Origin of the sequence: Bradyrhizobium sp. USDA 326 (assembly GCF_049739485.1) — a bacterium.
Lineage (GTDB): Bacteria > Pseudomonadota > Alphaproteobacteria > Rhizobiales > Xanthobacteraceae > Bradyrhizobium.
On the sequence record NZ_JBMGQA010000001.1, the window covers coordinates 377,174 to 403,051 of the forward strand.

Consider the following 25,878-nt stretch of genomic DNA (forward strand, 5'->3'; position numbering starts at 1 on the left):
CTGACACGCCGCTAGGAGGCGGTCAACAGGAAATGACCATTTGGTTACAAATGCAGCTTGGGCTATGAAGGCACCCAGGCGTACGATTCAGCGACGAAATGGCCCGAAAAGCGCAGAAAACGGCGAAACGACCGGTCCACAAGCGGACCGAGACCGGCAACAAGTCTGCGCCAAAGCGCCGCAATATGCGCGCGGCGGATCGAGAGCGCGCGATCGTGGACGAGGCGATCCGATTCTTTGCGGAGCGCGGCTTCGAAGGCCAGACCCGCGAGCTAGCCAAGCGCATGGGCATCACGCATTCGGCGATCTACCGTCACTTCCCCAGCAAGGAGGCGCTGATCGAGCGGGTCTACCAGGACGTCTATCTCAGCCGCTGGTCACCCGATTGGGGACCGATGATCCGGGACCGAGCCTTGCCACTGGAGGCGCGGCTCACCCGCTTCTATCTCGACTATGTCGAGCGCGTTTTCGAGTACAATTGGGTGCGGATCTTCGTGTTCTCCGGCATGAAGTCGTTCGGCATCACCAGCCGCTATCTCGACATCGTCCGCCGAGAGGTCATCGAGCCGGCGGCCGCCGAGCTGCGCCATGAGCTGAAGCTGCCCGACGCAAGGGATCATGCACTGAGCGAACGCGAGACCGAGCTGTTCTGGGGCCTGCACGGCCGCATCTTCTATCTCGCGATCCGTAAGTTCATTTACGCAACGCCGATCCCGCCTGATCTCGGCGCCATCGTCCGCGACGCCGTCCAGACCTTCATGGACGGCGCGAAGACGACGATGCCAAAACTGGTAAGCAGTACGCCCCGGCTCGGCGCTTGACTTCACCTACTTTGCCAAACTCGGCAGATCGAGGCCGTTGGTGCGCGCGCAGTCGATCGCCGTCTCATAGCCCGCATCGGCATGGCGCATGACGCCGCTCGCCGGGTCGTTCCAGAGCACGCGCTCGATGCGCCGGGCGGCATCCGTCGTGCCGTCGGCGACGATCACCATGCCGGCGTGCTGGGAATAGCCGATGCCGACGCCGCCACCATGATGCAGCGACACCCAGGTCGCGCCGCTGGCGCAATTGAGCAGCGCATTGAGCAAGGGCCAGTCGGACACGGCGTCCGAGCCGTCCTTCATCGCCTCGGTCTCGCGATTGGGGCTCGCCACCGAGCCACTATCGAGATGATCGCGGCCGATCACGATCGGCGCTTTCAGCTCGCCCCGCGCCACCATCTCGTTGAAGGCGAGGCCGAGGCGATGGCGATCACCGAGGCCGACCCAGCAGATCCGCGCCGGCAAGCCCTGGAACTTGATGCGTTCCTTGGCCATGTCGAGCCAATTGTGCAGATGCTTGTCGCCGGGCATCAGCTCTTTCACCTTGGCATCGGTCTTGAAGATGTCCTCGGGATCGCCCGAGAGCGCGGCCCAGCGGAACGGCCCGATGCCGCGGCAGAACAAGGGCCGGATATAGGCGGGGACGAAGCCGGGGAAATCGAAGGCGTTCTTCAGGCCCATGTCCTGCGCCATCTGGCGGATGTTGTTGCCGTAGTCGAGCGTTGGAATGCCCTGCGCGTGGAAATCCAGCATGGCCTGGACATGATCGACCATCGAGGTTTTCGACGCGCGCTCGACTGCCTTCGGATCCGAAGCGCGTTTCGCCTCCCAGTCGGCCAACGTCCAGCCCTTCGGCAAGTACCCGTTGATCGGATCATGCGCGCTGGTCTGGTCGGTGACGATGTCGGGCTTGACACCACGGCGGACCAGCTCCGGGAAAACTTCCGCGGCATTGCCGAGCAAACCGACCGAGACCGCCCGCTTCGTCTTCGCGGCCTCCGCCATGATCGCGAGCGCCTCGTCGAGCGTTGCGGCCTGGCGATCGAGATAGCCGGTACGCAGGCGCATCTCGATGCGGCTCGGCTGGCATTCGACCGCGAGCATCGAGGCGCCGGCCATGGTCGCGGCCAGCGGCTGCGCGCCCCCCATGCCGCCAAGGCCCGCGGTGAGGATCCATTTGCCGGCCAGGCTGCCGCCATAATGGCGTCGACCGACCTCGACGAAAGTCTCGTAGGTGCCCTGCACGATGCCCTGGCTGCCGATATAGATCCAGGAGCCGGCCGTCATCTGGCCGTACATCATCAGGCCCTTACGATCGAGCTCGTTGAAATGATCGAGCGTCGCCCAATGCGGCACGATGTTGGAGTTCGCGATCAGCACGCGCGGCGCGTCCGCATGGGTGCGGAACACGCCGACCGGCTTGCCGGACTGGACCAGCAGCGTCTGGTCGGCTTCGAGCTTGCGCAAGGCCGCAACGATCCGGTCAAAGCTCTCCCAGTCGCGTGCGGCGCGGCCGATGCCGCCATAGACCACGAGCTCGCTCGGGCGCTCCGCCACATCCAGATCGAGATTGTTCATCAGCATGCGCAGCGGCGCTTCCGTGAGCCAGCTCTTGGCGCTGATGTCGCTGCCGCGGGGCGCGCGGATGGTGCGGTCATTGTCCAGTCGGCGGTTCATGCGGACCTCTTCAGACGAGTCTCGGAAACGGATCAGTAGGAAGCTGGGCGAGCGCGGCAGCTGGAAGCGCATCGGCTTCGATCAATGCAGCGGCCTTGGCGAGATCGCCGGCCATGTAGCGATCGGCACCAAGTGCCGGCACCTGCTCGCGCAAGGCGGCGATGACGGCAGCAAGCGGCGCGCTGGTCGCATGCGGCGCGCGCAGCGTGATGCCTTGGGCGGCGACCAAGAGCTCGATGCCGAGGATGGCGGCGAGGTTGTCGGCCATATCGGACAGGCGCCGCGCGGCATGTGCGGCCATCGACACATGGTCTTCCTGGTTGGCACTGGTTGGTGTCGAGTCGATCGAGCAGGCAGCTGCGCGCTGCTTGTTCTCGGCATAGAGCGCGGCCGCCGTCACCTCGGCGATCATGAAGCCGGAATTGATGCCGGGATCGGGAGTGAGGAACGGCGGAAGTCCGAAGTTGAGCGCGGGATCGACCAGCGTGGCAATGCGCCGCTCGCTGACCGCGCCGATCTCCGCCAGCGCCAGCGCAATGGCGTCGGCAGCGAAGGCGACCGGCTCGGCGTGGAAATTGCCGCCGGAGACGATCTCGCCGGTCTCGACCAGCACCAGCGGATTGTCCGTGACGGCGTTAGCCTCCACGATCAGCGTGTGCGCTGCCTGCGTGATCAGGTCGAGCGCGGCGCCCGCGACCTGCGGCTGGCAGCGCAGGCAATAGGGATCCTGCACGCGCTCGTCGCCTTCGAGATGCGAGAGGCGGATGTCGCTGCCATCGAGCAGCGCCGTCAGCGTCGCCGCCGCGGCGATCTGACCGGCATGGCCGCGTAGCGCCTGGATCTCGGGACGGAACGGCGCCGTGGAAGCCATCGCCGCATCGACCGACAATGCGCCGGTCACGAGCGCGGCGCAGGCAAGGCGAAACGCACGCAGCACGCCTGACAGGGCGTAGGCGGTCGAGAACTGCGTGCCGTTGATCAACGCTAGGCCCTCCTTGGGGCCGAGCGTCAGCGGCGAAAGGCCCGCAGCTGCCAGCGCTTCAGCGCCGGACACGGTTTTCCCGTCAACGATCGCCTGGCCTTCGCCGATCATCACGGCGGTCATATGCGCAAGTGGCGCGAGATCGCCTGAGGCGCCAACGGAACCCTGCTGCGGCACGAGCGGCGTGACGCCCCGCGCCAGCATGTCCTGAAGCTGCTCGATCAGCTCGCGGCGCACGCCGGAGGCGCCACGACCGAGAGAGATGATCTTCAGCGCCATCATCAGGCGGACGATCGGCTCCGGCGTCGCAGCGCCGACGCCGCAGCAATGCGAGAGGATCAGGTTACGCTGGAGCCGCGCGGTCTGATCGGGCGGAATGCGCTTCGAAGCCAGCTTCCCGAAGCCGGTGTTGATGCCGTAGACCGGCGCATCGGCCCGCGCCGCCTTCGCGACGATCTCCGCCGCCGCCTCGACGCGTGACCAGAACGACGGATCGAGCACGACGGGCGCACCGTCGAGCATGCGCGCGAAATCATCGAGACCGACCGTCCCCGGTTTGACGATGATCACTGTGTTCCGCTCCGTCATGCTCCCCTCCACACCCGGCGGTGCAGCGGATTGAAGCCGATGCGGTAGACCAGCTCGGCCGGGCGCTCTATGTCCCAGATAGCAAGGTCACACCATTTGCCTGCCTCCAGCGTACCGGCCTCCTCGAGGACACCGAGCGCGCGCGCGCCTTCGCGGGTGACGCCGGCGAGGCATTCAGCCACAGTCATCCGGAACAGCGTAGCTCCCATGTTCATCGCGAGCAGCAGCGAGGTCAGCGGCGAGCTGCCGGGATTGCAGTCGGTTGCCAGCGCCATGGGAACACCATGCTTGCGGAACGTCTCCACCGGCGGCTTCTGCGTCTCGCGAATGAAATAGAACGCACCCGGCAGCAGCACCGCAACCGTGCCGGCCTTCGCCATTGCGGCCGCACCGGCCTCGTCGGTGTGCTCCAGATGATCGGCCGAGAGCGCCGAGAATTTCGCGGCCAGCGCGGCACCGCCAAGATTCGAGAGCTGGTCGGCATGGAGCTTGACCGGCAGTCCAAGTCCCCTCGCCGTTTCGAACACCCGCGCGGTTTGCGCGGCCGAGAACGCGATGCCTTCCATGAAAGCGTCGACGGCATCGGCGAGGCTCGCCTTCGCAACCGCCGGCAGCATCTCCTCGCAGACGAGATCGATGTAGCGATCCTTGTCGCCATCGGCTTCGACGGGCAGCGCATGCGCGCCGAGGAAGGAGGTGCGGATCGCGACCGGCCTCTCGCGGCCAAGGCTGCGCGCAGCCGCGAGCTGCCGCAACTCCGTTTCGGTGTCGAGACCATAGCCGGATTTGATCTCGATCGTGGTTGCACCTTCGGCGATCAAGGCATCGAGCCGAGGCAACGCGCTTGCGACGAGCTCGGCCTCACTTGCCTTGCGCGTCGCTGCCACGGTCGAAACGATGCCGCCGCCCGCGCGCGCGATCTCCTCGTAGCTCGCGCCCTTCAGGCGCAGCTCGAATTCATGCGCGCGATCGCCGCCATAGACCAGATGGGTGTGACAATCGACGAGCCCCGGCGTGATCCAGCGCCCGTCGCAGTCGATCCGTTCGGCCGCATCGGCGTCCACCGAAAAATCGGCCTGCGCACCAGCATAGACGATCCTGCCGCCGCGGGCGGCGATGATGCCGCGTTCGACCTCGCCGAGATCGGGGCCGTCACCTCGCAGCGTGGCGAGGCGGGCATTGTGCCAGATCCGGTCGAAGCGTTCTGCCATGCGGGTATCCATTCGGCGTCGGATGCTTGACTTATATGTCTAGACATATAATCGTAACGCCGTTCTGTCCAGCCGGCGTGTAACCATGACACGACTGCATTTCGCTTCCGCGCTCCTGCCTTCGGGCTGGGCCAATGACGTGCAGGTGGTCATCGCCGCCGGCGCGATCGCGGGGGTGACGGCGGGCGTGCAGCCTGCCGCCGGCGACGAGCGCCATCAGATCGCGCTTCCGGGATTGGCGAGCCTGCACAGCCACGCCTTCCAGCGCGGCATGGCAGGGCTTGCGGAGCTGCGCGGCGACAGCACCGATACCTTCTGGACCTGGCGCGAGACGATGTATCGCTTTGCGCTGGCAATGACGCCCGACGACGTCGCGGCCGTGGCGGCGCTGCTCTATGTCGAGATGCTCGAGCAGGGTTTTACCCGCGTCGGCGAATTCCACTATCTGCACCACGACCGCGACGGCTCGCCCTACGCTGACCCCGCCGAGATGGCCATGCGCATTGCACAGGCCGCCGAAGCCTCGGGCATTGCGCTGACGTTGTTGCCAAGTTTCTATGCGCATGGCTCGTTTGGAGGCGCAGCGCCGCATGCCGGACAGCGCCGTTTCATCTGCTCGGTCGATCAATTCTCCGCATTGGTGGCGGCCTCGCGCCGCGCAATCAGCGCGTTGCCTGGCGCCAATATCGGCATCGCACCGCACAGTTTGCGCGCGGTTACGCCGGACGAGCTCGCCGCGATCATTCCACTCGCCGATGGCGGGCCGGTGCACATTCATGCGGCCGAACAGGTGAAGGAGGTCGAGGATTGCCTCGCCTGGTCGGGCCGGCGTCCGGTGCAATGGCTGCTCGAGCATGCACCGGTCGATCGGCGCTGGTGCCTCATTCATGCGACCCACATGACGGGTGAGGAAGTGACGGCGTTCGCCAAGACCGGTGCGGTGGCGGGCCTCTGTCCGATCACGGAGGCGAGCCTCGGCGACGGCACTTTTTCGGCGCGGGAGTTTGTCGACGCCGGCGGCTTTTTCGGCATCGGTAGCGATTCCAACGTGTTGATCGGCGCCGCTGACGAATTGCGTCAGCTCGAATACGGCCAGCGGCTCAAGCACCGCCAGCGCAACGTCCTCTCCGGCGGCGCAGGTCGCTCCACAGGACGCTCGCTGTTCGACGGGGCACTCGCCGGCGGCGCGCGGGCGCTGGCGCAACCGGCCATCGGCCTCACACCCGGTGCACGCGCCGACATCGTCACGCTCGACACGGCGCATCCATCGCTGGCAGGACGAGCGCACGACGCGGTCATCGACGGCTGGATATTTTCTGCCGGCGGCGCCGCCATCGATTGCGTCTGGGCCGGCGGCCGCAAGGTGGTTGAGGGCGGTCAGCATGGATTGCGCCAAGCCGCGCGCGAACGCTTCAACGCGGCGGTGCGGAGGCTCGTCGCATGAGCCTCGTGACCGATGCCGACAAGCCGACGCTCTACAAACGCATTCGTGCCGACATCGAGAAGCGCATCCTGACCGGCGAGTGGCCGCCCGGCCATCGCATCCCCTTCGAGCACGAACTGGTGGCCCGCTACGGCTGTTCGCGCATGACGGTGAACAAGGCGCTCTCGGAGCTGGCGCAAGCCGACCTGATCGAGCGGCGGCGCCGTGCCGGCTCCTTCGTGCGCCGACCGCAGCATCAATCGGCGGTGCTCAAGATCGCCGACATTCGCGCCGAGATCACCGCGCTCGGCCGCTCCTACGGTTACGAGCTGATCGGCCGCAAGCTGCGCACCGCGACCGCCGCCGACCGCGACCGTCTCGGCGTGAACAAGGCCGGCAAGGTGGTCGCGATCACCTGCCGCCATAGCGCCGACAACGTGCCTTTCGCCGTCGAGGACAGGCTGATCGATCTGTCGTCGGTGCCGGATGCCGCGGCCGCGGACTTCTCGCGCGAGCCGCCCGGTTCCTGGCTGCTTCACCATGTCCCATGGACAGAAGCCGAGCACACGATCAGCGCCATCGTTGCGGACGATCACACGGCGCACGCGCTCGCGATCGCCGTCGGCGCGCCCTGTCTTGTCATCGATCGCTACACGTGGCGCAGCGCACGCACGATCACCGCCGTGCGCCTGCTCTATCCCGGTGACTCTCACCGCCTTGTCGCGCGATTCAAGGGAGGCTGAGAGGATATGTCGGCACAAATCGTGCAACGCTTCGCGGAATCGCCCATATGGGCCGGCAAAGATCAACAGGACGTCAAACCATCGATCGGCAAGAGGACGATAATCATGAGTAGTTCGACAGTATTTGCGACAATCATTGCTCTCGCGGCCTCCACTCCGGCGCTCGCCCAGGACGTCAAGGTCGGCATGGGCATTTCCGGATGGACCGGCTTTGCGCCGCTGACGCTGGCGAAGGAGGCCGGCATCTTCAAGAAGAACGGCCTCGACGTCACCATCAAGAAGATTCCGCAGAAGGACCGCCACCTCGCCATCGCCTCCGGCGACATCCAGTGCGCCGCGACCACGGTCGAGACCTGGATCTCCTGGAACGCCAACGGTGTTACGACCAAGCAGATCTTCCAGCTCGACAAGAGCTATGGTGCCGACGGCATGGCCGTGCGCAACGACGTCGCCGCGATCAAGGACCTCAAGGGCAAGACCGTCGCCGCGTCCGCACCGGGCACCTCGCCCTATTTCGCGCTGGCCTGGATGCTGAAGAAGAACGGCCTCACTACGAAGGACGTCACGGTGGTGAACCTCGAGCCGGCCGCGGCGGCGCAGGCCTTCGTCTCCGGCCAGAACGACGCCGCGATGACCTATGAGCCATATCTGTCGACGGTGCGTGCCGCGCCCGACAAGGGCAAGATCATCGCCACCACGCTCGACTACCCGATGGTGATGGACACCTTCGGCTGCACGCCGAAATTCCTCACCGAGAATCCGAAGGCCGCCAAGGCGCTCGCCGACAGCTATTTCGAGGCGCTCGACATGATCGCCAAGGATCAGGCCAAGGCCTACGAGATCATGGGCGCCGACGTGAAGCAGACCGGCGAGCAGTTCGGCAACTCGGCGAAATACCTGCGCTGGCAGGACAAGGCCGCGAACCAGAAGTTCTTCGCCGGCGACTTCCTGACCTTCAACAAGGAGGCCGCCGAGCTCCTGCTCGAGATCGGCATCATCAAGGCTGCGCCGAAGGTCGAGGACCTCTACGACGCCAGCTTCATCAAGTAACTTTCTTCGAGCTGCCGGTTCCGCCAGAGGCGGAGCCGGCGCTCTATTCGGATTCACAATTTGATGCGTCCTCTGGACCCTGTTACATCGAGGCAGCGCGCCGCCTACGGCCTTGCGTTCTTCGTGCTGTTCGTCGCCCTCTGGTCCTGGGCGACGTTCGGCGGCCATGTGTCGAAGACCTTCCTCGCCAATCCGTTGACCATGGTTCAGGAGGGCATCGAGCTGCTCACCAAGCACGGCTTCCTGTTCGACATCGGCATGACGATATGGCGCGTCGTCGGCGGCTTTGCGCTCGCCGCGATCATCGCGGTGCCGCTCGGCGTGCTGATGGGCGCCTACAAGCCGGTCGAGGCGTTCCTCGAACCGTTCGTGTCGTTCGCGCGCTATCTGCCCGCTTCCGCCTTCATCCCGCTCCTGATCCTGTGGGCCGGCATCGGCGAGCTGCAAAAGCTGCTCGTCATCTTCATCGGCTCGGTATTCCAGGTCATCCTGATGGTCGCGGTGACGGTCGGCGCCACGCGGCGCGATCTGGTCGAGGCGGCCTATACGCTCGGAGCGAGCGACCGCGGCATCATCCGCCGCGTGCTGCTGCCCTCCTCCGCACCTGAGATCGCCGAGATCCTGCGGCTGGTGCTGGGCTGGGCCTGGACCTACGTCATCGTCGCCGAGCTGATCGGCTCGTCCTCGGGCATCGGTCATATGATCACCGACAGCCAGGCGCTGCTCAACACCGGCCAGATCATCTTCGGCATCATCGTGATCGGCCTGATCGGCCTGATCTCGGACTTCCTGTTCAAGGCGTTCAACGCCTGGCTGTTTCCCTGGAAGCTCGCATGACGACGCTCAAGATCGAACAGGTCTCGCGCACCTTCCCGGCGCGCCACGGCAACGCGCCGACCAGGGCGCTGGAGCCGACCGACCTCGTCATCGGCAACAACGACTTCGTCACCATCCTCGGCCCGTCCGGATGCGGCAAGTCCACGCTGCTGCGCATCGTCGCCGGCCTCGACCGCCCGACCAGCGGTCGCGTCACGCTCGACGGGCGCGAAGTGACCGGCCCCGGCGCCGATCGCGGCATGGTGTTCCAGTCCTATACGCTGTTCCCCTGGCTGACCGTGCGCGAGAACATCGCCTTCGGCCTGCGCGAGCGCGGCGTGCCCGAGGCGGAGCGCAACGGGATCGCCGACGCCTTCATCCGCCAGGTCGGATTGTCCGGCTTCGAGAACCATTGGCCCAAGCAGCTCTCCGGCGGCATGCAGCAGCGCACGGCGATCGCGCGTGCGCTCGCCAATGATCCGAAGATCCTGCTGCTCGACGAACCCTTCGGCGCGCTGGACAACCAGACCCGCGCCTTGATGCAGGAGATGCTGCTGGGAATCTGGGAGCGCGACCAGAAGACGGTGCTGTTCGTGACCCACGACATCGAGGAAGCCATCTTCCTCGGCAGCCGTGTCATCGTCATGAGCGCGCGTCCCGGCCGTATCAAGGCCGAAATCAATGTGGACCTGCCGCATCCGCGCTCCTACAAGATCAAGACCACGCCGGAATTCATCCAGCTCAAGGAACGGCTGGTCGAGGAGATTCGCACCGAGGCGCTGAAAGTTGCCGAACATGCCTGACACCCAGCCCCGCGCCGACGGAATTCGCGTCCTCGCCGACCTTCATGCGCTGCGCGCAATGGGCGCCTACAAGACCGGCGTGCACAAGCCGACCTTCTCCGAGCCGCACAAGCTCTCTCTGGAATGGCTCGTCCAGAAGCTGCCCGAGGCCAACCTCTCCGCAACGATCGACGGTATCGGCAACGTTTTCGGAACCAGCGCCAAGCCCGGGCCGAAGCTGCTGGGCGGGCTCGCACCTGGAAAGCCAGAACTACGCCGGCTGGCTCGATGGCCCGCTCGGCGTCGTCTACGCGCTCGAGGCCGCGAGGGTTCTCAATCCGGCCCCCTCTGTGAATGGCGCCGTCGAAGTTGCCTGCTGGTGCGACGAGGAGGGACATTTCGGGCATTTCCTCGGCTCGCGCTCCTATGTCGGCCAGGTAAGCGAGGCCGATATCGACGCCGCGCGCGACCGCACCAGCGGCCGCACCATGCGCGATGCACTTGCCGAGATGGGGCTCGCCGGGCGTTCGCGCATCACCGCTGAGCCCGGACGGCACGTCGGATATCTCGAGGCGCATATCGAGCAGGGCGACACGCTCGAAAGCGGCCGCCTCGCGATCGGCGTGGTGACCTCCATCGTCGGCATCTGGCAATACCAGATCAACTTCGCTGGCGAGCAGAACCACGCCGGCACCACCCGGATGGCAGTACGCAAGGATGCCGGCCTGGCGCTGGCTAAATTCTGCGTCGCCATTGACCAGCGCTTTCCGGCCGTCTGCGGCCCGCGCACGGTCTGGACCACCGGACGCATCACGCTCGATCCGGGCGCGCCGAGTATCATTCCAGGCGCAGCAGAGATGCTGTTCCAGATCCGCGACGACGATCCGGCTGTGATTGCGCGGCTGGAGCAGTTGCTGCGGACCATGGCAGCGGAGGCCAGCGCGAACGGTCCCTGCAGTGTCACCGTCGAAAAACTCCGCACAGGCGCGCCCGCGATGATGAATTCCGCCTTTCAGGACGCGATCGAGGCGGCGGGCAAGGCCGTCGCCGGCGGCCGGTCCATCCGCATGCCGAGCGGCGCGGGGCACGATGCGCAGATGCTCGCAACCGTCATGCCCGCCGGAATGCTGTTTGTGCCATCGATCGGCGGTATCAGCCATCACTGGACCGAGAACACCTCCGATGCGGACATCATCACCGGAGCTGAGGTGTTCGTCGAGGCGTGCCGGCGGATTCTTGGGAGTTAGCGTGGCGCCCGGAGCGCGACCGAGAGTTTGGCACCCGCTCTCTTCAAATCGTCATTGCGAGCCAACGGGTCCGCGCAGAGCGCGGCCCCGTTGGCTCGCAATGACGGAGTACGAGGTAGCAGCATCGCTCTTCCCTCTTGCGTTTCGGATCGCAGACATGCCTTCGATCTCGCGGCTGATTCGCCCGAGCTTTGCGTGGTCACTCCGCCCTCTAAGCCAAGAGGGCACAGGGAAGGCCGGGTGCCGACAGGCACCCGCGGTCCGCTGCGCAAAAGGTGCACGCAGAAAACCGCACAGCAGCATACAGGTGGTGCCGATCACTCGGCCTTCCCTGCGCGATGGTCGGACGGCTTATACCGTGCTCTCCCGAGAGCCGAGTTCCTTCTGGCCTCCCTCGCCCCAGCGAAATTCACCGGCGCCGCGCCGGTTGACGCAACTGCCGCATCCGCAAGAGCTTGACCGTAGCAACGACGGTCAGGACCACACGGTTTTGCCGTACGCGCGGCTCGCTTGACCCCACCGGCTCCGACGACGTTGTGCACGTTGCCATCGAAGACCACCGGGACGAACCTGTCAGCGCCGCTCGTCCGCACGCCGTTCCGGGCTCACGGAGAGCAATCCGCCCCGCCCTTCACCTCTCGTGCACGACGCTGCCGCGTCCACCGCAAGCCCGGCTCGCGAACATGACGACCTCACGATCGCCCCTCAAGGATGAGCCGGGATGGACGACACATACGACAAATCCGAATTTCGGTAAAGTAAAAAATTTTCTGATCGTGGGATTGACATGGGGCGACACAGGTCAAGACGTGGGTGAAGCGGAAGCCCGATGAGCGCAAGGGTGGGCGCGAAACGCCGCTTGAGGACAGGCTTCGTAGCACGGGATCTTCGCAAGCGAGTTCCCGGTGTGACTTCGCTCACCGGGCCATCAGAGCATGCGACGTACATTGTGTCGGCCGCGGCGGTACGGGCACGTCTCGGACATAAAGCCGCGGCATTTGTCGGGTTTGTGCTCTGTCCCGCCTCTGCTTTTCTCCGGAGTTCTCATGTCTTCTGCCGATCGGCCGGCCACCCGCCTTGCGACGAGGCTTGCCTTCCTCGTCGCGGGCTTCGGCATCGCGTGCTGGGCGCCGCTGGTGCCGTTCGCGAAGGCGCGGCTCGCGGTCGACGACGGCGTTCTCGGGCTGCTTCTGCTCAGCCTCGGCATCGGCTCGGTCATCGCGATGCTGCTGACCGGCGTGCTCAGCGCGCGCTACGGCAGCAAACCGATTATCATCGCGGGCGGGCTTGGTCTAACGTTGGTGCTGCCATTGCTGGCCATCGCGGCGTCGCCCGCAACGCTCGCGCTGGCGCTGTTCGTCTTCGGCGCCGCCCTCGGCTCGATCGACGTCGCCATGAACATCCACGCCGTGGAGGTGGAGCGCGCCGCAGGACGCCCGCTGATGTCCGGTTTTCACGCCCTGTTCAGCATCGGCGGCTTCGCCGGATCGGCGCTGGTGACAGTGCTGCTCTCGCTGCAACTCGGCGCACTCGCCTGCACATTGATCTGCTCCGTCCTGATGCTGATCGCCATGTTTGTGGCCTGGCCGCGCCTGCTTCGCTCGGTGCAGGCACAGGAGGGCCCGTTGTTCGTGCTGCCGCACGGATCGGTGCTGCTGCTTGCGCTGCTCGGCGCCATCACCTTCCTCGTCGAAGGCGCAATGCTCGATTGGAGCGCACTCCTCGTCATTGGCGCGGGGCTCGTCACCGAGGCGCAAGGCGGAGCCGGCTACATCGTGTTCTCGATCGCGATGACGATAGGCCGGCTCGGCGGCGACGCGGTCGTTGCGCGCATCGGCGACCGCACGACATTGCTCTGGGGCAGTCTCATAGCGATCGCAGGTTTTGTGGTCCTGCTCACGGCGCCCGTCGCCGCGGTCGCCCTCGGCGGATTCCTCCTGATCGGGCTCGGCGCGTCGAACCTCGTGCCGGTGCTGTTCCGCCGGGCGGCGCGACAAACGGTGATGCCTACCGGGCTTGCGGTCGCGGCGATCACGACTGCGGGATACGCAGGGGTCCTGATCGGGCCCGCCGGCGTGGGCTTCGTCGCACGTCTTGGCGGATTGCCAATGGCATTCTGGCTGCTGGGTGCATTGATGGGCCTCGTCACGCTGTCGGCGCGGATCGTCACGGCGGAGCAGCGCCAGATGTCGCGCGTCGATGCGTGAGCGGCCTTGCGCCCGAATTTATGGACGGCAGAGGCGGGATTGCCACCGGCCGCAATGGTCCCATGCATGTGCGCGTCCAGGGCCATCATCCTGGCATGCCAACCTAAACCCTTCTTTCACAGGCACTATTCCGGCGGACCCAAGCAAACCAAGACCATCTGCGCCGGTCTGTCTGCCATGCGGCTTTCGGCCAGTTTACTGGACGCGTCGTTCTGCTAGATCACAACACGATACCTTTTGACTCCCGTGGAGGGGGCAATGGCACGTGCAGGCTCACAGTAATCACGACTCGCATATTTCGTTCGGGCCATTTCGGCTGTTTCCAAAGTCCCGGCTCCTGGAGAAGGAAGGGGAGCCGCTTCACATCGGCGGCCGCGCGCTCGATATTCTGATCCTGCTTGCCGAGCGCCCCGGTGAAGTCATCGACAAGAGAGAGCTGGTCAAGCGCATCTGGGCCGACGTGAATGTCGACGAGGGCAGTCTGCGCTTCCACGTCGCAGCGCTGCGAAAGGCGCTCGGCGATACCGGCAAGTCGACCCGTTATGTCCTCAACGTGCCCGGCCGCGGCTATTGCTTTGTCGCACCGTTCGCTCAAGAAGCTCCGCCGGTCGCCTCAGCCGCAGCCGAAATCACACGTCCTCGCTCCCTGCCTGCTCAGCTCGCAAAGATGATCGGGCGAGAGGAGGTCATCGAGAAGATTTCGAACGGCTTGACCCTGCATCGCTTCATGACAGTGGTCGGCCCGGGCGGCATCGGCAAGACTACCGTCGCCGTCGCGGTCGGGCATCGCCGCTCGGCGGATTTCGGCGGACGCGTCTTCTTCGTCGATTTCGGTCCGCTGCGGGACGCCGGCCATGTCACAACCACCATCGCCTCGGCCGTCGGACTGACCGTGAACTCGGAGGACCCCACGCCGGCCCTTCTGACGTTCCTGAGGACCGGACCGACCCTGCTGATCCTCGACGGTTGCGAGCATGTGCTGGATACGCTGGCTCCACTCGTGGAGCGCATCGTTCGCGAAGCGCCGCAGCTTCGCGTTCTCGCAACCAGCCGTGAGTCGTTCCGGAGCGACGGCGAGCGGATCTTTCGTCTGTTCCCGCTGGATTGTCCGCCGGAGCGAGAGGGCCTGGATGTCGCCGAGGTTCTCGCCTACCCTGCGGCCCAGCTTTTCGTCGAGCGCATCGCGCAGAGCGCGGGTCCGTTCCAGCTCAGCGCGGAAGAAGCGCCGCTGGTGGCGAGCATCTGCCGGCGCCTCGACGGCATTGCGCTGGCGATCGAGCTCGCGGCGGGCCGTGTCAACGCGTACGGCATCGCCGGAACGGCCTCCCTGCTCGACAGCCGCTTTTCGCTGCAATGGCGGGGGCGGCGCACGGCCGTGCCGCGGCACCAGACCCTCGCCGCGGCCCTCGACTGGAGCTACGACCTCCTGCCTCCGGCGGAAAGCGCCACGTTGCGGCGACTGTCGGTGTTCGCCGGGCCATTCGCGCCGGAGGCCGCCGCCGCGGTCGCGTCCGGCGAGGGCTTCAGCACCTCGGAGACCTTGGAGGCGATCGACAGCCTGGTCACCAAATCGCTGATCTCTCCATCGGGCTCGCGGACGCTACGCTATCGACTGCTCGATACCACGCGCACCTACGCGCTCGGGAAGCTGAACGAGCTCGGTGAATACAGGACGTTTGCGCGGCGCCATGCCGAGCATTTTCACGATTTCTTCGAGCACGCCGAGGCCGATACATCGACGAAGCTGCCCGAATGGCTGAACATCTATTCGGGGGAGCTGGACAATGTGCGCGCCGCGCTGGATTGGGCTTTCGCGCCCGACGGCGATGCAAGGCTCGGCATCGCGCTGACGGCGGCCGCGATCACCCTTTGGGTGCGCCTTTCACTGTTCGCCGAGTGCCGCGAGCGTAGCAGAACGGCACTGGCGGCGCTCGGAGACGGCGGGGACAACGACCGCATCCGCATGCAGTTGCTGTCGGCACTCGGCTGGTCGCTGATGTATGGCGAGGGTCGCGCGCGCGAGGCGCGCCCGATCCTGGAGACGACTCTCGAGCTGGCGGACAGGCTCGACGACAAGGATTTCCGCCTGCGCGCGCTCTGGGGACTGTGTATCGACCAGTTCAACAACGGACAGTTCGGCAAGGCCCGAGCGTTCGCCGATCGTTTTGCGAGCGCGGCGGCGAACTCTCCCGACAAGTCCGATGTCATGCTGGGCGACCGGCTGACGGCTGTCGCGCTGCACTATCTCGGCGACCAGAACGACGCGCGGCAGCGCATCGACCGGGTCAATGCATCGCTGCACTTTCTGGCGGAGAAGCCCAAGATCTTCCCGCTCGATCTCAGGATCTCAACGCAGTATTTCCGGGCCCGCATCCTGTGGCTGCAGGGTCTTGCCGACCAGGCGCAGGCGCTGGCGGCAAGAAACATCGAGGAAGGCCGAGCCAACGGCCACGCCCTGACCTTCTGCAGCGTGCTCGGCCAGGCCGCGTGCCCGATCTCCTTCTGGGCCGGCGATCTCGACTCCGCGGAACGCCACGGCCGCGAGCTGCTCGAGCACACCGATCGGCACGCGATCCGGCTGTGGGGCCTGTGGGCAAGGGCCTTCAATGCGGCAGTCGTCGCCAAGCGCGGCGACGTCGCGATCGGCCTGCCGCTGCTGCGCGAAGAACTCAATCGCGCGGGAGATGCACGCTTCCTGCCGCGCTTTCTTCCCCTGCTTGGCGAGCTTGCGGCCTGCTTTGGCGAAGGCGACCAGGTCGACCGCGGCCTCGACGTCATCGGTGACGTCCTGACCCGTTGCAACGACCGGCAGGAGCTCTGGTACCTGCCTGAGCTGATCCGCATCAAGGGCGAGTTGATGCTCAGAAGCGCACGGCATTCAGGGGACGCCGAGGCTCGCTTTGGCGAGGCCATGGAGATTGCCGTCCAGCAGGGCGCGCGCTTCTGGGAGCTGCGCTGCGCGATCAGCCTCGCACGGCTCAAGATGGGGGCCGGCCGGAGTGCGGAAGCTCTGGCCATTCTGAAGAATGTCTCCGGATCGTTCACGGAAGGCGCCGAGATCGCCGACATGCGCACCGCGCGCGAGTTGATGGCACAACTCCGGAACTGACGGCGCCGCCTCGCCCCCGGCAGCAGCCGAGGGTGCACGTTCACAAGTTGGTCGTCATGCCCGCTTGTCCGACAAGCCCGGCCATGACGTCGTGGAGAGTTCGATTTCTCCAACTCTCTCTATCATAGGCCCTGAGCGGCAGCCGCGCGCCGCGGCAGCTTCCAGTCGGGCCGGATGAAGTGGCAGGTGTAGCCGTCAGGATAGCGTTCGAGATAATCCTGATGCTCCGGCTCGGCCTCCCAGAACTCGCCAGCGGGAGCGACCTCGGTCACCACCTTGCCCGGCCAAAGGCCCGACGCCTCGACGTCGGCGATGGTGTCTTCGGCGACCTTCTTCTGCTCGTCACTGGTGTAGAAGATCGCGGAGCGATAGCTCGTGCCGATATCATTGCCCTGGCGATTGAGCGTGGTGGGATCGTGGATCTGAAAGAAGAACTCCAGCATCCTGCGGAAGCTGGTCTTTGCGGGATCGAAGATGATCTCGATCGCTTCGGCATGACCTTCGTGATTGCGATAGGTGGCATTCTTGACCCGCCCGCCGGTGTAGCCGACGCGGGTGGAGACCACGCCCGGCTGCTTGCGGATGAGATCCTGCATGCCCCAGAAGCAGCCCCCGGCCAAAACTGCGCGTTCTGTCGTCATCTGTCCGCTCCCAATTGATCGCTCTGCCCGTTCTGCATCCCGCCAAATATATGCTTTCGGCCGCCCGGCCGAAAGCCGTGCATTGCGCCCCGTGTCCACCCGGTTCCTGGACCGGATGGACCCAAAGCAAACGCTCGCCTCTAGCCCAGCTTGGCGTCGAGCGTGATGGCGGCATTGAGCACCTTCGACACCGGGCAATTCTTCTCGGCCTCGCCGGCGAACTTCGCAAAGCCGGCCTCGTCGAGGTTCGGCACCCTTGCACGCAAGGTCAGCGCGGACTTGCTGATCTTGAAGCCCTTGCCTTCGGGCTCGAGCGTCACCGCGGCTTCCGTCGACAGCTCGTCCGGCGTGAAACCTGCCATCTGAAGGCCAAAGGCCAGCGCCATCGTAAAACACCCTGCATGGGCCGCCGCGATCAACTCCTCGGGATTGGTCCCCTTCTCGTTCTCGAAGCGGGTCTTGAACGAATAGGGCGTCTGCGCGAGCACGCCGGATTCACTCGTCAAATGGCCGGTCCCATCGCGACCGGTGCCCTTCCAGACTGCCGTTGCCTTGCGGATCATCTCAAATTCTCCTCGTTTGATTTCAGCACCGGCGTTCGGTACCGGTGAAAGGCGACATTGGCACGACCGCCCGTCACCGTTCCAACCGACCGAACGCCGCAGCGGTTCCGTCAGCTAGGTGCCGATCTGCCCGACATGGAAACCGAGCCGGTTCTCGACATCGCCCGCGCGGTGGAAGCCGCGCGCCATCAGCGCCTTGATCCGGCTCTGGCTCGCAGGCCGGCCGAGCGCCGCCAGGAACGCATCCCACTCCGGCTTGATCTCGGCATCGGACGGCAGGCTGGCGACGTCGACGAGGCGCTTGGTCTCGGTGATCGCCTCCTTGTCGAAGGACGCGATGCGCATCGCAAGCGCCTCGACGAAACCGTCGAGCTCGGCATCCGGCAAGGACCGGTTGACGTAGCCATAGCGCTCGGCGAGATCCCCGTGGATGTCGTCAGCGCCGAGCAGCACTTCGAGCGCGCGGCCGCGGCCGATCAGGCGCGGCAACCGCGCCATCGGCCCGCCACCGGGCACGAGGCCCGCGCCGACCTCCCATTGCGACAGGATCGCCTTCTCGCGGCTGGCAAAGCGAATGTCGCTGGCGAGCGCGAGCTCGCTGCCGACGCCGGTGGCGCGGCCTCGGATCGTGGCAATCGAGACCACCGGCGCACGGCTGAGGCGGACCAGCATGTCGGGCAGCGCTTGCAGACCGGTCGGCCCGGGCGGGATGCTCAATGACTCTTCCAGCGGGGCGAGGAAATCGTAATGGGTCATGAAGAAGCCCTCGACGGCGCTGTCGAACACCACAACCTTCACGTCCGGATCTGTCTCGATCGCCGTGACGATGTCGCCCAGCAGCGGAAGCTGCTTCGGCCCGAAAATATTCACCGGCGGCATATCGAAGGTGACGCGCCAGTATGATGGCAGCCGGCGCTCCAGTCGGATGTCACCGGTCGTGAGATTGCGTTCGGGACGATTCATCTCTTGTACTCCCTGATGCATGTGTTCGCGCTTCAGATCGATTGCCGCAGCGGACGGAACGCGGTGCGCATCTCCGTACAGAACAGGGCGGGTTGCTCCCAGGCAGCGAAATGTCCACCCTTTTCGAGACGACTGTAGTGGAGCAGCTTGGGATAGGCCCTCTCGGCCCAGCTCCGCGGCGCGGCGTAGATCTCGTCCGGAAAGACGCTCACAGCGACCGGTATCTTGACGTGCTTGGGCGCGAAGAACACCAGCTTGTTCTCCCAATAGAGCCGCGCCGACGATACCGCGGTGTTGGTGAGCCAATAGAGCGTGATGTTGTCGATGACATCCTCCCGTGACAGACCTTCGGTCTTTCCGTCGAAGACGCGCGCGATCATTGCGGCACTGCGTGCGTCGTGGTCGAGCATCCAGGAGGCGAGACCCGCGGGCGAATCCACGAGTCCGTAGAGCGTCTGCGGCCGGTTCGACATCTCGATCGCGTAGCCGAGACCATGCTTGTAGAAATCGTCGAGCTGGTCGTAGGCGATGCGCTCGTCGGTCGAGAGATCCGGCGGCCGCACGCCGCCCGGCTGAAGTGCCTTGGCGATGTCGTCGGGGACGGTCGCGGGCATGTTGGTGTGAATGCCGAGCAGCTCGGGCGGTGCGATCAGCGCCATCTGCTCGGTGACGGCATTACCCCAGTCGCCGCCTTGTGCGACATAGCGGCTGTAGCCGAGCCGCTTCATCAGCTCGATCCACGCGCGCGCGATACGCTGGGGATCCCAGCCGAGCTCCGTCGGCTTGCCCGAGAAGCCGTGCCCTGGAAGCGAGGGGATCACCAGATCGAACGCGTCCGCGGCGCTGGCGCCGTGCGCGGTCGGATCGGTGAGCGGGCCGACGATCTTCATCTGCTCGATGATCGAGCCGGGCCAGCCATGTGTGACGATCATCGGCAGCGCATTCTCGTGCCGCGAGCGGACGTGAATGAAATGGATGTCGACACCGTCGATGTCGGTGAGGAATTGCGGCAGCGCGTTCAGCCGCGCCTCGATCCTGCGCCAGTCGTAGTCGCTCTGCCAGTAACGCACGAGCGCCTGCACCGTCTTCAGCTGCACGCCCTGCGATTGATCGGTGACGATCTCGCGATCGGGCCAGCGTGTGGCCGAGAGACGACGGCGAAGGTCGAGCAGATCCGCCTCGGGCACGTCGACGCGGAAGGGGCGGATTGCGCCGCTCGCAGCCGCTTTTGCCGGCTGCAGCGGCAGCAGGCTCGACACGCTGGCGGCAACCGCGACCATCGCGGCCTGGCTCAGCAACTGACGGCGGTCTGGTTTGAGGATGTCGGGCCGGATTTGGGTCGTCATTTCTGGATCTCCCTTGCTTCGACCGGTGTCGTTTCGAGCGCGACACGTCGGTTCGTCCTGTGCAAGACGTTGGCACGGGCCATTCCGATTTGCGCGTTATGGCTCGTTAGGCCGCGTTAGCCCTTGCGAGTCCGCGCGATGAACCAGAACGGGCGATACCGATGTGGCACGGCGCGCGACGACGTCAGTCGTCGCGCGCCGTATCGGCCAAGTCAGGAGATGCGCTGGCTGCAATTCACGACGGCAACGGCTGGCCAGCCTGCTCGCGGACGATATAGTCGGCATACCAGTCCGGCCAGTTCTCGTCGTGTCCGCCGGTCCGCGTCTCGTGCTCGCCATGCGCGGCCGCCGCGCGGCGCAGCGCCGCCGCCAGATCGGTCGTCGAAGCGAATGTCGTGGCGCCGCTCGCGATGCGCCCGGGCAGTCGTGTCGTGACCTCCTGGAACAGCCAGCCATTGCCGTCGGGGTCGCTGAACGATGCGAACGAGCTGTAGCTGCCGCGCTTCGGATCGGCCCCGCCGACCCGAACGCTGCCGAACAGATACGGCTCGTCGCGCCCGGCATGAACGTCGCCGGCACCGTGGAATGGCGCGCTGACCTCGACACCGCGGTCGAGCAGGTCCTGCCGGGCGGCTTCGAGATCGGAGACGATCAGGTACAGGCCTCGCGCCGAGCCGGGCGCTGCGGCCGTCACGTTCCTGCCGAAGATCACCGAGCAGGCCGAGCCCGGCGGCGTGAACTGGATCACGCGCCAGTCCTCGCCCGACGAGAAATCGGCGTCCAGCCGCCAGCCGAGGCGCGCGTAGAACGCCTTGGCACGGTCGACGTCGGACACTGGGATCACGACGACCTCGAGCTTCAAGTCAACGCTGCGCGATGTCGAGGGCCTGGTCCCGGTTTCGCGATCGATTTCGATGGCTGTCATGTTGAACTCCCTGATGTGAGACGCGGTTGCAGACGCTGAAGGGCTCATGGGACAGTCGGCATCACGATCGTCACCCGCGTGCCGCCCTGCCCCGCCTCGCCGTGCAGTCGCGCGTGGATGCTGCGTGCGAGCCCTTCGAGGATCCGGCTGCCGGTGCCCTGAAGCGGGCCGGTCGCACCAATGCCGTTGTCGGCCACCGTGCAGAGCCATGCGCCGTCGCGGTTCGCCAATTCGATGCGGATCAGCGCATCGGTTCTGTTCGGGAAAGCGTGCTTTGCCGCGTTGGTGACCAGCTCGGTGAGCATCAGCGCGAGCCGATGACATTGAGCGGCCGGCAGCCCGCCGCTCTCGATCGCGGCTTCGCAACAAATGCCTGCCGGCTCCAGCACCGCTTCGGAGAGGGCTCCACACAGGTTTTCGAAGAACGGCTCCACGGCGACCGCCGATGGATCATCGTTGTCGGACAGGAGCTGATAGAGCCGGCCGAAGGCGACGATGCGCCGCTCGAGCCGGTCCACCGCCTGCGACACATCCTTTTTACTTGCGCGCGTGAAGTCGCGGCGGACCGACGCACCGAGCAGCGTCAGCGTGTTCTTCATGCGATGGTGGGACTCGCGCAGCACGAGTTCCCAATCACGCGACTGATCATCGAGACTGGGCACGAATTGAGGTCGAACGACGTGGTCGTTCGGTCGAGCACCGATACCGGACATCATAGCCTCCCCGTTGAAACAGGATCTCTCTCGACGGCCATACTGGATGCACCGCGTGCGTTTTGCCCGTTAGACGTTGCAAGATTCTGTTATGATCGGCGGCGCCAGAATCTCGCGGCGGGCACCCGTGCCTCGAGGGTCAGGTGCGCTGACGAATTGTCGCGGTCGCGTCGTAAACTGCTCGCGTTTAAGCAAAATTTGCCACGCACGTCCCGCTGCGATCAGTGGTCGCCACGCGATTTCGCCACTTTCGGCCGGTTTACTGGACGCCTCGATCTGGTAATCAAATTGCAGACTTCAGCTCATTGATTGGAATTGTTGGCCCGTGCCGGACACTAACGAGCAGGATTCGGTTATTGCCTTCGGGCCGTTCCGCCTGTTCGTGAAATCGCGGCTGCTCGAAAAGGACGGCGCCCCGCTTCACCTCGGCGGCCGTGCGCTCGACATCCTGATTTTTCTCGCCGAGCGCGCCGGAGAGGTCATTGACAAGCGGGAGCTGATCAAGCGCATCTGGGCCGACGTGAACGTGGACGAAGGCAGCCTGCGCTTTCACATCACGACGCTGCGCAAGGCTTTGGGCGATGCCGGCGAAAGCTCCCGCTACGTCGTCAACGTCCCCGGGCGCGGCTATTGTTTCGCGGCTCCGCTGCTCCGGCCTGTCGCATCGGAGAGCCGGACGAGCCCGCCCGCCGCTTCGCCTTCCTCGCTGCCCTCGCCGCTCGCGAAGATGATCGGCCGGGACGGTGCGGTCGAGAGGATTTCGGCCGAGCTTGCCCAGCATCGCTTCGTCACGATCGTCGGCCCTGGCGGGATCGGCAAGACGTCGGTCGCACTCGCTGTCGCGCAGGGCGCACTCACGGCGTTCGGCGGCCAGGTGTGTTTCGTCGATTTCGGCGCGCTGACGGATGCCCGGCTCGTCCCCGGCACGATTGCAGCCGCGCTGGGCCTGACCGTCAGTTCGGAGGACCCGATACCGGATCTGCTGACCGTCCTGCGCAGCCGGCGCATCCTGCTGGTGCTCGACAGTTGCGAGCATATCCTCGACGAACTCGCCCCTCTGGCTGAGCGCCTGGTCCGCGAGGTGCCGCAGCTGCATATCCTGGCCACCAGCCGCGAATCCTTTCGCGCAGAAGGTGAACGGGTCCATCGGCTGTTTCCGCTGGATTGCCCGCCGGAGCGCGACGGGCTCGGCATCGCTGACATCCTTGCCTATCCCGCAACCCAGCTCTTCGTGGAACGCATTGCCGAGAGTCTGAGCGAATTCGAACTCCGCGAGGAGGACGCGCCGCTCGTCGCCGAGATCTGCCGGCGATTGGACGGCATTGCGCTCGCGATCGAGCTCGCGGCCGGACGTGTGAACGCCTATGGCATTTCCGGGACCGCCTCGCTGCTGGACAGCCGCTTCTCGCTGCTGTGGCGGGGACGGCGCACCGCAATTCCGCGCCATCAGACCTTGAGCGCGGCGCTGGCCTGGAGCTACGACCTGCTGCCGCCGGCCGAAAGCGCGACGCTGCGCGGATTGTCGGTCTTCGTCGGGCCGTTCACGCTGGAGGCCGCGCTTGCCATCGCGTCCTGCCAGGGGATCAGCGAGCCCGAAGCCACCGAGGCGATTTCGAACCTGCTGTCCAAATCCCTCATCGCGACCTCGCCTGCGGAGCGCAGGCTGCGCTACCGCCTGCTCGACACCACCCGCGCCTTCGCTGCGGACAAGCTCGGCGAGAACGGGGAGGCGGACCGCGTCGCGCGCGCCCACGCCGAATATTTCCGCGACTTCCTGCACGACATCGCCGTCAAATCCAGGGGCATGCAGAGCGCGGGCGGTTTCCTGCCCTATGCCGACCATTTGCCGAATGTCAGGGCCGCGCTGACCTTCAGCTTTTCGGAGAGCGGCGATCGGACGATCGGCGTGGATCTGGCGGCCTCGGCGGCGCAGTTCTTCCTCGAACTGACCTTGCTGACGGAATGCTACCGCTGGACCCGGCAGGCTCTGGCGTCACTCGATATGAGCGCCGTGGACGGCCGCCAGGAGATGACCTTGCAGGCCGCGCTTGGCGTCTCCGTGATGTTCACGCAGGGCAACACCGAAGCGGTCCGGTCGGCGTTCACGCGAAGTCTCCAGCTTGCCCGGGAGCTCGAGGACCTGCACTGGCAGCTCTGGCTGCTGCGCGGATTGCACATCTACCTCACCAGAGTCGGAGATTTTCACGGCGCGCTCGGAATCGGCGAACAGGGCGAGAGCGTCGCGCGAAAACTCAACGACCCCGCCGCCACGTTCAACGTCGAATGGATGCTGGGCGTCGCGCATCATCTGATCGGCAACCAGGACAAGGCGGTTCGGTTCTGCGAGAGCGCGATGGTGCACAATCCCGGCTCGCAACGGCTGAACATCGGCCATCTCGGGTATGACGACCGCATCGTTGCGCTGGTGGCGCTGGCGCGCGGACTCTGGCTCACCGGCCGGCCCGAGCGTGCGGTCGAGGCCGCCAGATACACCGTTCGCGAGGCCGAGTTGCTCGAACAGCCGCTGACCCTCGGCATCTCCCTGGTCTGGACGATTTACGTGTTCCTCTGGGTCGGCGACTGGGACAACGCCGAAATCCTGATCGAGCGGCTGATCGACCATTCGGCGCGGCACTTCCTCGGGCCCTATCACGCGGTCGGCATCGGCCAGAAGGGCGAGCTGTTGCTGCGCCGCGGCGACGTTGCCGCGGGCATCGAGCACCTTCGCCGCAGTCAGGCGACGTTGTACGCGACACGGCACCGGATCATGACGACCGTGTTTGCGACCGCGCTCGCGGAGGGTCTCGCTTCCCAGAATCAGCCCGACGAAGCCTTGCAGACGATCAACGAGGCGATCGCCCAGATCCCCGATCATGGGGAGTCCTTTGACATGCCGGAGATGCTCAGGGTCAAGGGCGACATCCTCGCCCGGTCGGGCAGCGCCGTGGAGGCCGAGAGCTGCTTGCGCGCATCGCTCGATCTGGCGCAGCGACAATGTGCGGTCGGCTGGGAGCTCCGAGGCGCGATCAGCCTCGGCCGCATCTGGCGCCAGGCCGGAAAAGCCGGCGACGCACGCGACTTGCTCGCCCCGCTCGTCGCGCACTACCAGGAGGGGCTCCAGACCCGCGATCTGGTCGCAGCAAAGGGCCTCCTCGCCGCCCTGAATTAACAGCATCTTCAACGAGATACCGCCGACGCACGCGCTCGCAAGTCCTAACAACTTCTAACACGCCAAGCCGCCTGCGCCCCGCCATGGTGGCGATACTTCATGGTGGATATGGCGGGACATGGCGCTTCTTGACGACGTAATCGATGCCAGCGGCGGCTTGGCCCACTGGAACAGCTTGAAGCGGTTTACGCTCCACCTTTCCGTCGGCGGATCGCTGTTCTCCAGCGCCGGACATGCCCGGGAATTCAAGGACGTGACCGCGGAAGGCTCGACCCGCGCGCAGTCGCTCCGGTTCACCGGCATCACCGGGGGCGAACACTCTGGCTCCTTTCAACCCGACGCGATCACGATCGAGAGCCCGGATGGTGAAGTCCTGCGGACCTGGCGCAACCCGAGCCTCGCGTTTGCCGAGGTCGGCCTGCCTGCGCTTGCGGACGAACTGCACCTGGTCTTCTTCTGCGGCGTTGCGATCTGGAACTATCTGACCAGCCCATTCCTGCTCGCCCACCCCGATGTCAAGGTGGAGGAACTGCCGCCCTGGCGTGAGGGCGCCGAAACGTGGCAGCGGCTTCGGGCACAATTTCCCCCGCACCTCATCACGCTCGCGCCCGACCAGGTTTTCTATTTCGACGAGAGCGCCCTGCAACGGCGGACGGACCACGATCTCTTCGGGAACAGAGTCGCGCATTACTCCTGGGCTCATGACAGCTTCGGCGGCATCGTGGTGCCGACACTTCGACGCGCGCAGACGCTGCAGCCTGACGGAACGGTGATCGCCAAGCCCGTGCTGATGGACGTGGAAATCTTCGACGCCGTCTTCGAGTAGAGACGAGCATCCACGGGAGCGGCGACCACTCTGCATCTCAACGCCTAACAATACATAACGAGCCAACACACGGCCT

Annotated in this window: 19 protein-coding genes and 1 pseudogene; 11 read left to right on the forward strand and 9 right to left on the reverse strand. The window is 65.5% G+C overall.

Annotated features, from left to right (window positions below):
- The first annotated feature begins 185 nt into the window (after window positions 1-185).
- On the forward strand, window positions 186-821 hold the full coding sequence (locus ABIG06_RS01765; protein WP_199751854.1) for a TetR/AcrR family transcriptional regulator: 636 nt from the start codon (window positions 186-188) through the stop codon (window positions 819-821).
- A 6-nt stretch (window positions 822-827) separates the two neighbouring features.
- Here the strand turns inward: ABIG06_RS01765 and hutU are convergent, their stop codons facing one another.
- The 3 genes from hutU to hutI are packed head-to-tail and all read right to left on the reverse strand — an operon-like array spanning window position 828 to window position 5,279.
- Window positions 828-2,498, reverse strand: coding sequence for a urocanate hydratase (gene hutU / locus ABIG06_RS01770; RefSeq protein WP_370133676.1), 1,671 nt, complete (start codon window positions 2,496-2,498; stop codon window positions 828-830).
- A gap of 10 nt (window positions 2,499-2,508) precedes the next feature.
- Entirely contained in the window at window positions 2,509-4,068 is a 1,560-nt protein-coding gene (hutH, locus tag ABIG06_RS01775; protein WP_370133677.1) for a histidine ammonia-lyase, read from the reverse strand.
- On the reverse strand, window positions 4,065-5,279 hold the full coding sequence (gene hutI, locus ABIG06_RS01780; RefSeq protein WP_424578064.1) for an imidazolonepropionase: 1,215 nt from the start codon (window positions 5,277-5,279) through the stop codon (window positions 4,065-4,067). Before hutI ends, hutH begins: the two co-directional genes overlap by 4 nt.
- 85 nt (window positions 5,280-5,364) lie before the next feature.
- Between hutI and ABIG06_RS01785 the strand changes: the two genes are divergently transcribed.
- From ABIG06_RS01785 to ABIG06_RS01820, 8 genes and pseudogenes are all read left to right on the forward strand, one after another.
- Entirely contained in the window at window positions 5,365-6,723 is a 1,359-nt protein-coding gene (locus ABIG06_RS01785; protein WP_370133680.1) for a formimidoylglutamate deiminase, read from the forward strand.
- Window positions 6,720-7,445, forward strand: a complete 726-nt coding sequence (gene hutC / locus ABIG06_RS01790) for a histidine utilization repressor (RefSeq protein ID WP_370133682.1) — start codon at window positions 6,720-6,722, stop codon at window positions 7,443-7,445. The genes ABIG06_RS01785 and hutC overlap by 4 nt, the downstream gene beginning before the upstream one ends.
- A 105-nt stretch (window positions 7,446-7,550) precedes the next feature.
- A complete protein-coding gene (locus ABIG06_RS01795) occupies window positions 7,551-8,495 on the forward strand; it encodes an ABC transporter substrate-binding protein (protein WP_370133685.1) in 945 nt (314 codons plus the stop codon).
- 63 nt (window positions 8,496-8,558) lie between these two features.
- The gene (locus ABIG06_RS01800; protein ID WP_124161858.1) at window positions 8,559-9,332 is read left to right on the forward strand and encodes an ABC transporter permease; all 774 of its coding nucleotides are present in this window, start codon (window positions 8,559-8,561) and stop codon (window positions 9,330-9,332) included.
- Window positions 9,329-10,114 carry an ABC transporter ATP-binding protein gene (locus tag ABIG06_RS01805; RefSeq protein ID WP_199751857.1) on the forward strand — a complete coding sequence of 262 codons (786 nt, stop codon included), beginning with the start codon at window positions 9,329-9,331 and terminating at the stop codon, window positions 10,112-10,114. Before ABIG06_RS01800 ends, ABIG06_RS01805 begins: the two co-directional genes overlap by 4 nt.
- Window positions 10,107-11,340: pseudogene (locus tag ABIG06_RS01810) on the forward strand (Zn-dependent hydrolase). The gene ABIG06_RS01805 and the pseudogene ABIG06_RS01810 overlap by 8 nt, the downstream one beginning before the upstream one ends.
- 1,046 nt (window positions 11,341-12,386) lie before the next feature.
- On the forward strand, window positions 12,387-13,547 hold the full coding sequence (locus ABIG06_RS01815) for an MFS transporter (protein WP_124161861.1): 1,161 nt from the start codon (window positions 12,387-12,389) through the stop codon (window positions 13,545-13,547).
- A 265-nt stretch (window positions 13,548-13,812) separates the two neighbouring features.
- Window positions 13,813-16,656 (forward strand): ATP-binding protein, encoded by a 2,844-nt coding sequence (locus tag ABIG06_RS01820; RefSeq protein WP_370133688.1) that lies wholly within the window; start codon window positions 13,813-13,815, stop codon window positions 16,654-16,656.
- Window positions 16,657-16,778: 122 nt separating this feature from the next.
- On the opposite strand, the gene msrA is transcribed toward ABIG06_RS01820, so the two are convergent.
- The 6 genes from msrA to ABIG06_RS01850 all read right to left on the reverse strand — a co-directional run bounded on the left by msrA (window position 16,779) and on the right by ABIG06_RS01850 (window position 21,807).
- Window positions 16,779-17,297 carry a peptide-methionine (S)-S-oxide reductase MsrA gene (msrA, locus tag ABIG06_RS01825; RefSeq protein WP_370133691.1) on the reverse strand — a complete coding sequence of 173 codons (519 nt, stop codon included), beginning with the start codon at window positions 17,295-17,297 and terminating at the stop codon, window positions 16,779-16,781.
- Window positions 17,298-17,437: 140 nt separating this feature from the next.
- The gene (locus ABIG06_RS01830) at window positions 17,438-17,860 is read right to left on the reverse strand and encodes an OsmC family protein (protein ID WP_124161864.1); all 423 of its coding nucleotides are present in this window, start codon (window positions 17,858-17,860) and stop codon (window positions 17,438-17,440) included.
- Window positions 17,861-17,974: 114 nt separating this feature from the next.
- On the reverse strand, window positions 17,975-18,823 hold the full coding sequence (locus ABIG06_RS01835) for an enoyl-CoA hydratase/isomerase family protein (RefSeq protein ID WP_370133694.1): 849 nt from the start codon (window positions 18,821-18,823) through the stop codon (window positions 17,975-17,977).
- Between the two features lie 32 nt (window positions 18,824-18,855).
- Entirely contained in the window at window positions 18,856-20,169 is a 1,314-nt protein-coding gene (locus tag ABIG06_RS01840; protein WP_370133697.1) for an epoxide hydrolase family protein, read from the reverse strand.
- A 235-nt stretch (window positions 20,170-20,404) separates the two neighbouring features.
- Window positions 20,405-21,094, reverse strand: coding sequence for a VOC family protein (locus ABIG06_RS01845; RefSeq protein WP_370133700.1), 690 nt, complete (start codon window positions 21,092-21,094; stop codon window positions 20,405-20,407).
- Between the two features lie 44 nt (window positions 21,095-21,138).
- Window positions 21,139-21,807, reverse strand: coding sequence for a sensor histidine kinase (locus ABIG06_RS01850; protein ID WP_370133703.1), 669 nt, complete (start codon window positions 21,805-21,807; stop codon window positions 21,139-21,141).
- 325 nt (window positions 21,808-22,132) lie between these two features.
- Between ABIG06_RS01850 and ABIG06_RS01855 the strand changes: the two genes are divergently transcribed.
- Window positions 22,133-24,976: an ATP-binding protein gene (locus ABIG06_RS01855; protein WP_370133706.1), complete on the forward strand. Its 2,844-nt coding sequence runs from the start codon at window positions 22,133-22,135 to the stop codon at window positions 24,974-24,976.
- Window positions 24,977-25,094: 118 nt separating this feature from the next.
- A complete protein-coding gene (locus ABIG06_RS01860; RefSeq protein ID WP_370133707.1) occupies window positions 25,095-25,802 on the forward strand; it encodes a hypothetical protein in 708 nt (235 codons plus the stop codon).
- Window positions 25,803-25,878: the final 76 nt, after the last annotated feature.